Source organism: Burkholderia sp. MSMB1459WGS (genome assembly GCF_001534535.1).
Classification (GTDB): domain Bacteria; phylum Pseudomonadota; class Gammaproteobacteria; order Burkholderiales; family Burkholderiaceae; genus Burkholderia.
On sequence record NZ_LPMU01000041.1, the window covers coordinates 62,461 to 75,405 of the forward strand.

Sequence of the window (12,945 nt, forward strand, 5' to 3'; positions counted from 1 at the left end):
TAACCGGCACGGCGCCGGTCTCTCGGGGGATCAGACGAAATGAAGATCAAACCGCAACGCACAGGTACCGGCCCGCTACGCACACGCGTCGCACGGGGTACGACGATGGCCGCGATCCTTTGTTCGGGATGGCTGACCGTGTATGGCGCACTCGCGCAGGAAGGCGTCGAATCGGCGGTGCTGACGAAGGGCGGCGCCGGCGCGCCGGCCGCGGCCGGCAAGGGGCCGATGCAGATGACGATCAGCATGGCGCCGATGCCGGCCGCTGCGCCCGCCGCGTCGGCAGGGCCGCTGCGCGGGCCGAACTGCGTCGGCGCGGTGCGCGAATCGACCAGCGTCGCCGTGCCGCTCGGCAAGTCGCTGCTGGTGCCGATGCCCGAGCCGGTCCGCAACCGGACGATCGGCAATCCGGCCGTCGCGCAGGCGACGATGGTGTCGCCGCAGACGCTGTACATCCTCGGGCTCGCGGTCGGCACGACCAACATGATCGTGCAGGGCAGGAGCGGCGCATGTCGCGTGATCGACGTCGCGGTCGGCGCGGACGCCGGCGGCCTGCAGGCGTCGCTGCTGCAACTGATGCCGAACGAGCGCGACATTCATGTGTCGACCGCGGCCGGCACGATCGTGCTCGCCGGCACGGTGTCGAGCTCGCAGGCCGCGCAGCAGGCCGTGCAGATCGCCCACGCGTACGGCGACAGCGCGGGCGATGCGGCGGGCGGCGGCAAGCAGGGCGGCGGCGTGCTCAACATGCTGAACGTCACCTCGCCGCAGCAGGTCATGCTCGAGGTGAAGGTGGCCGAGGTGTCGAAGACGCTGATCAACCAGATGGGCAGCGCGTTCAACATCCAGGGCGGGTTCGGGTCGTGGAGCGGCGCGCTGGTCAGCAACCTGCTCGCGGGCGTCGCGAGCGGCGCCGTGTTCAACAAGGCGAACAACAAGCCGTTCAGCATCGCGGCCGACGCGCAGAACACCGACAACCTCGTCAAGATCCTCGCGGAGCCGAACCTCGTGACGATCAGCGGCCAGGAAGCGACGTTCCTCGCGGGCGGCAAGATCTTCATCCCGATCCCGCAGAGCAGCGGCAACGGCACGTCGTCGATCACGCTGCAGGAAGAGGAATTCGGCGTGGCGCTGAAGTTCACGCCGACGGTGCTGGCCAACGGCCGGATCAGCCTGAAGGTCGCGCCGGAAGTGTCGGAGCTGTCGCAGACGGGCGTCACGCTGAGCGCGTCCAACATCGGCGGCACGTCGATCCTGCCGCTGATCACGACGCGGCGCGCGTCGACGACGGTGCAGATGAGCGACGGGGAGTCGTTCGCGATCGGCGGGCTGATCAAGGACAACGCGACCGGCGCGCTGAAGGCGATCCCGGGCGTCGGCGAAGTGCCGGTGCTCGGCGCGCTGTTCCGCAGCACGTCGTTCCAGCAGGATCGCACCGAGCTGATCTTCCTGATCACGCCGCACCTGGTGAAGCCGCTGCAGACCGCGGACGTCGCGCTGCCGACCGACAGCTTCTCGAAGCCGAACGAAGCCGACGTGTATGCGACCGGCAACATGGAAGGCCGCGGCGGCGTGCGCAAGGCGGGCGCGCAGCCGAAGCAACCCGCGAACGGCGCGGCCGCCGCCCCGCAGACGCCGGCCCAGGCGCCGGCGCCCGCTCCGGCGCCGCAATCGGAAGCGCCGGTCGCACCGGCCGCGCCGCGCGTGCCGCAAGACGCCGACGTGCAGCCGCCGGTACCGGCCGAGCCGCCGAAGGCGCCGGCGCCGGTCGCGGCCGCCGCCCCGCAGTCCGACCCGGCCACCGCGGCGCGTGTCGCGCGCATCGAAGCCGCCGCCGCGCGCCTCGCGGCCGCCGGCCCCGAACCGTCGGCCCAGCCGGCGGCGCGACCGAAACGTCGGATCGCGGCGGCGCCCAACGCGCAGATTGCGCGTGCGGCCGCGGAACCCCAGTCCACCGATCGTTGAAGCCATCCAAGGGGAAGCTCATGAAATCCGCCTACCTCGTATTCGCGCGCCGTGCGGCGCTTGCCGTCCCGCTCGCGTTCGCGCTTGCCGGCTGCATGTCGTCGACCCCGGTGTGGGACAGCCGCTTCGGCGACTCGGTCCGCACCGTGATGCAGGCCCAGATCATCGATCCGCATGCCGGCGAACATCCGGCGTCGGCGTCGGGGGTCGACGGCCGCGCCGCCGCGGCCGCGCTCGACAACTACGACAAGTCGTTCAAGCAGACCGTGCCGCCCGCCAATGCGTTCGTGATCGGCATCGGCAAGGCCACCCAGTAACGACGGCACGCTCAGGGAGAACGCCATGAACAGCGCAGCCCGCCATCCGAAAGTCACGCGTCGTAGCCTGCACCGCCAGCGCGGTGCCGTCGCGATCATCGTCGGCCTTTCGCTGGCGGTGATGATCGGATTCGTCGGGCTCGCGCTGGATCTCGGCAAGCTGTACGTCACGCGCAGCGAACTGCAGAACAGCGCCGATGCGTGCGCGCTGTCGGCTGCGCGCGACCTGACTTCGGCGATCAGCCTGTCGGTGGCCGAAGCCGACGGCATCGCAGCCGGCCACCTGAATTTCGTGTTTTTCCAGAAGAAGCCGGTGCAGATGTCGACGAACGCGAACGTCACGTTCAGCGATACGCTGAGCAACCCGTTCCTGGCCAAGAATGCGGTCACGACGCCGTCGAACATCAAGTATGTGAAGTGCACCGCGACGCTGAGCAACATCGCGCACTGGTTCATCGAAGTGCTGAACGTGCTGCCGGGCACGAAGCTCGCGAATGCGGCGGAAGTGTCGGCGAGCGCGATCGCGACCGTCGGCGGCGGGCAGACGACCTGTGCGATTCCCGTGTTCGTGTGCCGTGGCCCGTCCGATCCGGCCTACAAGGTCGGCGACTGGATCTCGTCGCCGTCCGGGTCGTCGTCGACCTACGGGCCCGGCAATTTCGGCTGGGCGGCGCTCGACGGTTCGACGAACGAGACGACGCTCGCGAGCGAGCTGTCGGGCAATACCTGCAACATCACGAGCCCGCCGGACCTGAGCACCACCGGCCTGAAGTCGGCGGCGCAGCGTGCGTGGAATACGCGCTTCGGCATCTATACGAACGGCGCGAACGGCTCGAGCGGCCAGCCCGACTTCACCGGCTACGCGTATGTCGGGCCGAACTATGGGCCGCCCGGAACGGCAGGCATCAAGGGTGACGCGTACACGCAGTTCGTGGCCGACCGCGCGAGCTTCAAGCCTTACCAGGGCGACGGTGCACCGCCGTCGGGCAGCGGCATCGCGACCAACGGCACGGCGACGGCGAGCAACTACACGACGTACGGCAGCGACCGGCGCCTCGCGCTCGCACCGGAAGGCGACTGTTCGACGCTGAAGGGCAGCAGCGGCAAGGTCCACGTCACGCAATGGGATTGCGTGCTGATGCTCGATCCGCTCCCGTTCAGCGCCGGCAGCGGCCCGGTCGTCGCGCACCTCGAATACCTCGGCTCGTCGGTTTCCGGCAACAACCCGTGCGCGACGCACGGCTTGCCGGGCAGCGGCAGCGCGTCGGGCACCCAGGTGCCGATGCTCGTTCAATAGCGGAGAGACGATCATGAAGAAGCTGCCGATTCGTCGTTCGCGCACCCGCGGCGCCGTCGCCGTCGAGTTCGCGCTCGTGCTGATGCCGATGATCCTGCTGGCGACCGGCGTGGCCGAGTTCGGCCGGGCGATCTACCAGTACGAGACGCTGACCAAGGCGACCCGCGACGCGGCGCGCTACCTGTCGGTCTGGTTGCCGACCGACAGCGCGTATCCGGTGTCGCAGGCGCAGTGCCTGGTCGTGTACGGCAGCACGACGTGCGGCTCGTCGGGCACCGAGCTGGTGCCGGGGCTCACGACGTCGATGGTCACGATCTGCGACGCCCAGCGCACGACCGGCTGCGGCGACGGGTCCGACCCGTCGCAGTTCGCGAACCTGCCGACCTACGACGCGGACAACAACAATTCGTCGAGCGGCGCGGCGGCGGGCGCGATCAACGTCGTCGAAGTGAAGATCAGCGGCTACAAGTATCAGCCGATTCCCGCGTATCCGGCTCTGCCGTCGATCACCTTCGGCAACATCGTCACCGTGATGAGGCAAGTGTCATGAACGCGCGCCGGTTTCCGCGGTCACGCCGGCGCGCGCAGCGCGGCGCGGCGATCGTCGAATTCGCCCTCATCGCGATGGTGCTGATCATGCTGCTGATCGGCATCTTCGAATTCGGCCGCGTGCTGTTCTACTGGAACACCGCGAGCGAAGCCGTGCGCCTCGGCGCACGCACGGCGGTGGTCTGCGACGTGAACGCCGCGGGCATCGTGAAGCGCGTGCGATCGCTGCTGCCGCTGCTGTCGGACGCGAACGTGTCGGTCAACTACACGCCTTCGAGTTGCGACATCAACACGTGCTCGTTCGTCACGGTGAGCGTCACGAACGTCACCGTCAAGACCATGATTCCGTTCGTGAACGTCACGGTCAGGATGCCGCCGTTCACGACGACGCTGCCGCGCGAAAGCCTGAGCTCCGCGACGGGCGGCTCCGCCTGCAACTGATCGAACACACGAGGCACACGACATGATCAATATCCTCGTAGCTTCCGACGATACCGCGCGGCTTTCGCAGCTCGCGCGTCTCGTGGCCGACAGCGGACGCTATCGCACGACGCGCGCCGCCGGCCGCCCGTCGCAGATCGAACATCGCACCGACGGGCTCGACGCGTTCGACGTCCTGCTGATCGACGGCACGTCGCTCGATCCGTTCGAGCTGTCGGCGATCGAGCGCATCTGCCGCGCGCACGCGAGCCTGACCTGCATCCTCGTGACGGCCGACGCATCGCCGCACGTGCTGCTCGACGCGATGCGCGCCGGCGCGCGCGACGTGCTGCAGTGGCCGCTCGATTTGCAGGCGCTCGGCAACGCGCTCGAACGGGCGGCCGCGCAAAGCACGCGGCGCGATACCGACGACACGCGGATCGTGTCGTTCATGTCGTGCAAGGGCGGGGCCGGTACGAGTTTCGCGGCCGGCAACGTCGCGTTCGAGATCGCCGAGGGCTTCAAGCGCCGCGTGCTGCTGATCGACGTGAACCAGCAGTTCGCCGACGCGGCATTCATCGTCAGCGACGAAACCCCGCCGTCGACGCTGCCGCAGCTGTGCGCGCAGATTGAGCGGCTCGACAGCGCGTTTCTCGACGCGAGCGTCGCGCACGTGACGGAGAATTTCCACGTGCTGGCCGGCGCCGGCGACCCGTTCAAGGCCGCCGAGGTGCGCGAGGACGCGCTCGAATGGATACTCGGCGTCGCCGCGCCGCGCTACGACTTCGTGATCTTCGACGTCGGCGTCGGCATCAACCCGCTGTCGATGGTCGCGCTCGATCGCAGCGACCAGATCCAGATCGTGCTGCAGCCCGCGATGCCGCACGTGCGCGCCGGCCGCCGGCTGCTGGAGATGCTCGTGTCGCTCGGCTATTCGACCGACCGGTTGCGGCTGATCGTGAACCGCGCGACGCGCGCGAGCGAGCGGACCCGCACCGCGCTCGAGGAAGTGCTCGGCCTGCAGGCGGCCTGCACGATTCCCGACGACGCCGACACCGTGCTCGAAGCGATCAACCAGGGCCATCCGGTGTCGCGGCTCGCGCGCGGCTCGGCGGTCACGCGTGCGTTGCAGGGGTGCGCGAAGCAACTCGTCGACGGAGAAGTGCGCGCGGGACGCAGCGCGACGCACACCGAACCGTTGATGTCCCGGTTGTTCGGCCGCAAGGCCACGCCGAAGCTCAAGTCGATGTAATTCTTTCGGGGAACCGCCATGTCATTGCGCGAACAGATGTCCTTGCACCGGGCCCAGCCGATGGCGGCGGGCAGCGAACCGGCCGGCCCGGCCCATTCGTCGGTGCGCGACGCATACCAGAAGCTGCGCCGCCAAATTCACCTGGCCGTGCTCGAGCGCGTAGAGCTCGAGCGCCTGTCGCGGCTGCATCAGGACCAGGTACGCATGGAAATCGGCGCGCTGATCGCGCGCATCCTCGACGAGGAACGGCTGCCCGCGAACGACATCGAGCGGCGGCAGCTCGCGATCGACGTGTACGACGAGATGTTCGGCTTCGGCCCGCTCGAAGCGCTGCTGCGCGACCCCGGCATTTCGGACATCCTCGTGAACACCTGCCGGCAGGTCTACGTCGAGCGCTGCGGGCAGCTCGAACTGACCGACGTGACGTTCTACGACGACGCGCACCTGATGAAGGTGATCGAGAAGATCGTGTCGCGCGTCGGCCGCCGTATCGACGAATCGAGCCCGATGGTCGACGCGCGGCTGCCGGACGGTTCGCGCGTGAACGCGATCATCCCGCCGTCCGCGATCGACGGGCCGCTGATGTCCATCCGGCGCTTCGCGGTCAACCCGCTGAAGATGGACGACCTGGTGCGCTTCCACAGCCTGACGCCGCCGATGGCCGAACTGCTCGACGCGCTGGCGCGTGCGAAGGTGAACGTGCTGGTGTCGGGCGGCACCGGCAGCGGCAAGACGACGCTGCTCAACATCCTGTCCGGCTTCATTCCGCGCAACGAGCGGATCGTGACGATCGAGGACGCCGCCGAGCTGCAACTGCAGCAGCCGCACGTGCTGCGGCTCGAAACACGGCCGCCGAACATCGAAGGCAAGGGCGAGATCACGCAGCGCACGCTGGTGCGCAATGCGCTGCGGATGCGCCCGGACCGGATCATCCTCGGCGAAGTGCGCGGCGCCGAAGCGCTCGACATGCTCAACGCGATGAACACAGGCCACGAAGGCTCGCTCGCGACGATCCACGCGAACACGCCGCGCGATGCGCTGACGCGGCTCGAGAACATGGTCAGCGTATCCGGCCTGACGCTGCCGCCGAAGACGATGCGCCAGCAGATCGCGTCGGCGATCTCGGTGGTCGTGCAGGCGGCGCGGCTCACGGACGGCAAGCGCAAGATCGTCAGCATCCAGGAACTGACCGGGATGGAAGGCGACATCATCAACATGCAGGAGATCTTCACGTTCAAGCGCACGGGCGTGGACCGCGACGGGTCGGTGCGCGGCCACTTCTGCGCGACCGGCGTGCGGCCGAAGTTCGTCGAGCGGCTGCTGGCGTTCGGCATCGACCTGCCGGATTCGCTGTACGACCCGTCCGTGCGTTACGAGACGGACTGACGCCAGGGCGCCGCGTGCTGCCGGGGAGGCCTCATGAATGCGATCTTTTACGGTTTCGTGATTCTCACCTTCGTCGCGGTCGTGCTGTCGATCGAAGGCATCTATCAATGGTGGAACGCGCGGCACGGCGCCGCCGCCCGCCGGATCGAATCGCGCATCCGCGCGATGTCGGCCGGCGGCAACGTCCAGCAGGAGCGGCTGTCGATCCTGAAGAAGCGAATGCTCGACGAGTCGAAACCGTTCGACCGGCTGCTGCTGCGCCTGCCGCGCGTGCACGCGCTCGATCTCGTGATCCAGCAGTCGGGCCTCGACTGGACGCTGCCGAAGCTGATCACGCTCGGCGCAACGTTCGCGGCGCTCACGTGGTTCGCGGCGAGCTTCGCGCGGTTGCCGCAACTCGCCGCAGTTCCGATCGCGCTGTTCGCCGGGTGGGTGCCGATGATGTACGTGCTGCGCTGTCGCGCCCGTCGGATGCGCAAGCTCGAGCGGCAGTTGCCGGACATCTGCGACATGATCGCGCGCGCGCTGCGTTCCGGTCATTCCTTCACGAGCACGCTCGGGATGGTCGGCGACGAGTTTTCCGAGCCGATGGGCGGCGAATTCCGCGTCACGTTCGACGAGGTCAACTACGGCGTGTCGCTGCACGACGCGCTGATGAATCTCGCGACGCGCGTACCGGTGCAGGACCTGCGCTACTTCGTGATCGCGGTGCTGATCCAGCGCGAGACGGGTGGCAACCTGGCCGAGCTGCTCGACAGCATCGCCGGGCTGATCCGCGAGCGCTTCAAGCTGTTCGACAAGGTGCGCGTGCTGTCGGCGGAAGGGCGGCTGTCGGCGTGGATTCTCGGGCTCTTGCCGTTCGGCACCGCGGCGGTGATGGCACTGCTGAACCGCGAGTTCCTGTCGGTGCTCTGGGAGGATCCGGCCGGGATCCGGATGGTCGGCACGATGCTGGTGTCGATGCTGTTCGGCCTGTTCTGGATCCGCCGAATCGTGCGCATTCGCGTCTGACGCGCGAGCCGAATAACGAACCGTTGCGAGGCTGTCATGCAAAACCTGAGCGTGGTCCAGGCCGTGATGCTGGGCGGCTTGTTCATCTTCGTGGCCGGCGGCGTGCTCGTCGCGATGCTGCTGTTCGCGCCGCGCGGCATCCAGCGCCGGATCCAGCAGGCCGGCGGGGCCGGGGCGGGCGCCGTCGCCGGCCCGGGCGACGGCGACGACATGGCGTCGCGCTGGGTCGCGAAGCTGGTCGAGCTGTCCACTCCGATCTCGAAACTGTCGGTGCCCAAGGAGGGCTGGGAGAATTCGCCGCTGCGCATCCGGCTGATGAACGCCGGCTGGCGCAACCAGAGCGCGGCCGCGCTGTATTTCACCGCGAAGACGATGCTCGCGCTCGGCCTGCCGTGCGCGGCGCTGCTGGTGCTGATCACGACGCCGCTCGGCGACGAGCGTGCGCTGCTGTCGGTGATCCTCGTGGCGCTCGCCGGCATCGGCTACTACATCCCGAACGTCGTGCTGTCGCAACGGGTCAAGGTGCGGCAGCAGAAGATCTTCGAGGATTTCCCGGACGCGCTCGACCTGCTGACGGTGTGCGTCGAGGCGGGGCTCGGGCTCGACGCGGCGCTGATGAAGGTGAGCGGGGAGCTGCGGTTTCGCAGCGAGGTGGTCGCGAGCGAGCTCGACCTGCTGCTGCTCGAGATGCGCTCCGGCTTCACGAAGGAGACGGCGCTGCGCAATCTCGCGCTGCGCACCGGCGTGGAGGACATCGAATCGTTCTGCGCGATGCTGATCCAGGCCGACCGGTTCGGCACGAGCATCGGCGAATCGCTGCGCGTGCTGTCGGACATGCTGCGCACGCGGCGCCGGATGCGCGCGGAGGAACGCGCGGCGAAGATCGCGCTGAAGCTGCTGTTCCCGCTGATCTTCTGCATTTTCCCCGCGCTGATGGTGGTGCTGCTCGGCCCGGCGATGATTCACGTCTATCGCGTGCTGCTGCCGACGTTCGTCGGCATCGCGCAGTGAGCGGTGGGGCGCGACGGCTTCACCTGCATCGATCGCGATCGTGCGTGCCGGCCCCGGGCGATCCGGCGGCCGGCACGGCAACAGGCTTCATGGAGGCTTCCTCCCCGGGCGGCGCCGCGAGACAGGTCGACCATAGCGGCGTCGATGTATCCCGGACCCATGGTCGGCCATGGAACAAGCCGTAGTCCACCGCCTTCGCGGCTGCCCCCTACTGCTAACCGGTTGAAGCGGCGGCGCCCCGTATCGGGGCGGCCGGCGCACGGTGCATCACTGAAAACCACTGCCGGGATCGACCGCGCACCGGATCGTCTACGTCACACCGTGCCTTTCTTCAGATCCTCGATGCATGGAATCCCGGCGCGCCGTTTCGGCCGCAGGAATTTCGGCACGGCGGGTGCCTGGCCGACGCCTGCATGGCTTTGGTCGGCCTTGGGCTTCAACGCGGCCCGCTTGGCCTTGTGCGGCATCCGGCAGCCGCCGGCCGGCAGGTCGCCGTACGGATCCTCTTCGACGGCCGCAGCAGGGGCCTCCGGCATCGCGGGGGCGGCCGATGCGACCAGCATCGGCGCGAACGGCAACGCACGCATCCGTTCGCCGGTCAGCACGAACGCACCGTTGGCCACCGCCGGCGCGATCGGCGGCACGCCGGCATCGCTCAACCCGGTCGGCTGCGCGTCCGACGGCACGAAGAAGACGTCCACCGGCGGCGCTTCCTGCATGCGCACGGGCGGATAGTCGGCGAAACCGGCGTTGCGCACCGCGCCATGGTCGACGTCGATCGCGAAGCCCGGCTTCGTCGTCGAGAGGCCGAACAGCGCGCCGCCCTGGATCTGCGCTTCCGCACCGGTCGGGTTGACGATGCGGCCCGCATACACGCCTGCCGTCACGCGATGCACGCGCGGCTGCTGCGCCTCGATCGACACCTCCGTCACGTACGCGACGACCGAGCCGGCGGTTTCGTGCATCGCGACGCCCCATGCGTGCCCGGCCGGCAGCGTGCGCGTGCCGTAGCCGGACTTGTCGACGGCCAGCGCGAGCGCCTGGCGATGCGGCGCGTGCTCGGGGCCGGTCAGCCGCGCCATCCGGTACGCGACCGGGTCCTGGCGCGCCGAGTGCGCGAGCTCGTCGACCAGCGTTTCCATCACGAACGCCGTATGCGTATGGCCGCCCGAACGCCACGACTGGACCGGCACGTCGGCGTCGGTCTGATGGACCGACACCTGCATCGGGAAGCCGTAAGGGCTGTTCGCGACGCCGTCGGTCAGGCTGGGATCGGTGCCGCGCCTGAGCATCGCCGTGCGCTCGAGCGGCGAGCCCTTCAGCACCGACTGGCCGACGACGACGTGCTGCCAGTCGCGCACGGCGCCGCTGCCGTCGACGCCGATGTCGACGCGATGCAGCACCATCGGGCGGTAATAGCCGCCGCGCAGATCGTCCTCGCGCGACCAGATCGTCTTGACCGGGCCGAGATGGCCGGCGGCGAGGTACGCGGACGACACGCGGGCGGCTTCGACCACGTAGTCCGACGTGGGCGTCGAGCGGCGGCCGTAGTCGCCGCCCGTCGTCAGCGTGAATATCTGGACTTTCTCCGGCGCGACGCCGAGCGCCTTCGCGACGGCCGCGCGGTCGGCGGTCTGCAGCGACGAGCCGCCCCAGATCTTGATCCCGCACGCGCAGCTTGCCGGCCCGACGTCGACCGTGCAGCTGAGCGGCTCCATCGCCGCGTGCGCGAGATACGGAAATTCGTAGTCCTTCTGGATCCGCGTCGCCGCCGGCGGCGCGCTGCCGGCGTCGGCCGTGCGCACCACGGTCCCCGGCGTGCCGGCGAGCTGCTTGTACGCCTGCATTTGTTCGGCGGACGTGACGGTCGAGCCGGCGTCCTTCCACGTGATCTTCAGCGCATCGCGGCCGAGCTTGGCCGGCCAGTAGCCGTTCGCGATCACGGCCACGCCGGTGCCGCCGCGATCGGTCGGGATCTCGACGACCTCGACCACGCCCTTGACGGCCCGGGCCGCCGCCGCGTCGTAGCTCGCGACCTTGCCGCCGAAGCGCGGCGGGCGCGCGACCACGGCCACCATCGTGTCCGGCAGGCTCCAGTCCATTCCGTACTTGAGCGTGCCGTCGAGCATCGCGCGCGCGTCGATGCGCGGTGTCGGCTTGCCGATCAGGCGGAACTGATCCGGCGACTTCAACGGCACCCGCTGCGGGACCGGCATCGCCATCGCGGCCGGTGCGAGCTCGCCGTAGGTCGCGCGGTAATTGCCCGACGTCACGACGCCATTCGCGGTCCGGCATGTGGAGGGATCGACGTTCCAGCGCTGCGCGGCAGCGGCGACGAGCATCGCGCGGGCAGACGCGCCGAGTTCGCGGTATTGCGCGAACGAGTGATTGACCGACGTCGAGCCGGCCGTCATCTGGATGCCCGTCACCGGATCCTTGTACGGCTCGCCGGCCGGCGCGAGCACGGTGCGCACGTTGCGCCAGTCGGCGTCGAGCTCGTCGGCCAGCGCCATCGGCAGCGCGGTGCTGACGCCCTGGCCGGATTCCGTCCGGTTGACGGCGACGGTCACGGTGTTGTCCGGCGCGATGATCAGGAATGCTTGCGGCGGTGAAGCCGGCGAGGTCTTGCTCGCTTGCGCCGCGGCGCGCGTCGGCGCGATGCCGAGCGCGAGGCAGCCGCTCGCCGCCATCGTCAGCTTCAGGAAGCCGCGCCGGCCGAGCATCGGAGCATCGGCTCCGGTGGCGGGCGGCGCGTCGCGGCGGGAGGCGTCGGCGCTTGCCGGGCGCCCGAAAGTGCGGATACGCATGGTCACAGTCTCCGGGCAGGCTCAGGCAAGCGCGTGAGCCGCATCGTGAATCGCGGCGCGGATGCGCTGATAGGTCGCGCAACGGCACAGGTTGCCGGCCATCGCGCGATCGATGTCGGCATCGGTCGGCGCCTTGTTGCTGCGCAGCAGGCCGGCCGCACTCATCATCTGGCCGCTCTGGCAGTAGCCGCATTGCGCGACGTCGTGCCGGATCCATGCGTCGAGGACGGCCTTGCCGACCGCATCGTCGGCGAGATGTTCGGACGTCGTGATGCGCGCGCTGCCGACCGCCGACAGCGCCAGCGTGCAGCTTCGGGCCGGCCGGCCGTCGACGTGAACGGTGCAGGCGCCGCAGTCGCCGGTGCCGCATCCGAACTTGGTGCCGGTCAGCCCGAGGTTGTCGCGCAGCACCCAGAGCACCGGCGTCGACGGATCGGCGTCGATCTCGGCCGGCCGGTTGTTGATGTTCAACGTCACCATCGTGAAGTTCTCCCTTGGACACCTCGTTGTCGTCCGCGAAACAGGAAAGCAATGCGGCGGATCTGAACCAATTAAAGCAGATTTGCTAAAAAGTCTGCACCGGGGAATTCCAGTTTTTTGCCTTTCTTAATGATTTCCCTGGTTTATTTAAAGAGAATCGTTTTCATCTCGCGCGCCGATGAATTAATGCAAATGAAAGAATATTGAGTTTTGCCAAAAAATACCCGTTTGATGGAAAACGTTTGCTGCTCGGGCCTATATTTGACTCGCGATCACGCCGGGAGACAGGCGGATCGGGCGGCAGGCACTGACGAACCGGTATGCGGGGCAACAGGCGCGCGGTTATCCGACGGGAGCGGGCAGCGTTTGATTGTGGGGCGGGAAGCCCCGTACGGGCAGGAGTTCGGCATGGATGCGTTGTTGGCCTGTATGGACGGACGTTCGATGAGC

Annotated in this window: 11 protein-coding genes; 9 read left to right on the top strand and 2 right to left on the bottom strand. The window is 68.5% G+C overall.

From position 1 onward, the window contains the following. The first annotated feature begins 39 nt into the window (after positions 1-39). From WT97_RS16650 to WT97_RS16690, 9 genes are read left to right on the top strand one after another with little or no spacing between them, the layout of a single operon-like run. Positions 40-1,965, top strand: coding sequence for a type II and III secretion system protein family protein (locus WT97_RS16650; protein WP_060353838.1), 1,926 nt, complete (start codon positions 40-42; stop codon positions 1,963-1,965). Between the two features lie 20 nt (positions 1,966-1,985). Beyond that, entirely contained in the window at positions 1,986-2,282 is a 297-nt protein-coding gene (locus WT97_RS16655) for a hypothetical protein (RefSeq protein ID WP_059500024.1), read from the top strand. Positions 2,283-2,307: 25 nt separating this feature from the next. Next, entirely contained in the window at positions 2,308-3,579 is a 1,272-nt protein-coding gene (locus tag WT97_RS16660) for a pilus assembly protein TadG-related protein (protein WP_059500023.1), read from the top strand. A gap of 13 nt (positions 3,580-3,592) precedes the next feature. Then, positions 3,593-4,129 (top strand): TadE/TadG family type IV pilus assembly protein, encoded by a 537-nt coding sequence (locus WT97_RS16665; RefSeq protein WP_060353839.1) that lies wholly within the window; start codon positions 3,593-3,595, stop codon positions 4,127-4,129. Next, positions 4,126-4,569, top strand: a complete 444-nt coding sequence (locus WT97_RS16670; RefSeq protein ID WP_059500021.1) for a TadE/TadG family type IV pilus assembly protein — start codon at positions 4,126-4,128, stop codon at positions 4,567-4,569. Before WT97_RS16665 ends, WT97_RS16670 begins: the two co-directional genes overlap by 4 nt. A gap of 22 nt (positions 4,570-4,591) precedes the next feature. After that, positions 4,592-5,800 carry an AAA family ATPase gene (locus WT97_RS16675; protein ID WP_060353840.1) on the top strand — a complete coding sequence of 403 codons (1,209 nt, stop codon included), beginning with the start codon at positions 4,592-4,594 and terminating at the stop codon, positions 5,798-5,800. An 18-nt stretch (positions 5,801-5,818) separates the two neighbouring features. Beyond that, positions 5,819-7,186: a CpaF family protein gene (locus tag WT97_RS16680; protein WP_059500019.1), complete on the top strand. Its 1,368-nt coding sequence runs from the start codon at positions 5,819-5,821 to the stop codon at positions 7,184-7,186. Positions 7,187-7,219: 33 nt separating this feature from the next. After that, positions 7,220-8,197 (top strand): type II secretion system F family protein, encoded by a 978-nt coding sequence (locus WT97_RS16685; protein ID WP_060353841.1) that lies wholly within the window; start codon positions 7,220-7,222, stop codon positions 8,195-8,197. 36 nt (positions 8,198-8,233) lie between these two features. Then, on the top strand, positions 8,234-9,208 hold the full coding sequence (locus tag WT97_RS16690) for a type II secretion system F family protein (protein ID WP_060353842.1): 975 nt from the start codon (positions 8,234-8,236) through the stop codon (positions 9,206-9,208). 314 nt (positions 9,209-9,522) lie between these two features. On the opposite strand, the gene WT97_RS16695 is transcribed toward WT97_RS16690, so the two are convergent. Continuing rightward, positions 9,523-12,015, bottom strand: coding sequence for a xanthine dehydrogenase family protein molybdopterin-binding subunit (locus tag WT97_RS16695; protein WP_060353843.1), 2,493 nt, complete (start codon positions 12,013-12,015; stop codon positions 9,523-9,525). A gap of 21 nt (positions 12,016-12,036) precedes the next feature. Beyond that, positions 12,037-12,495, bottom strand: coding sequence for a (2Fe-2S)-binding protein (locus WT97_RS16700; RefSeq protein WP_059500015.1), 459 nt, complete (start codon positions 12,493-12,495; stop codon positions 12,037-12,039). Between the last annotated feature and the right edge of the window lie 450 nt (positions 12,496-12,945).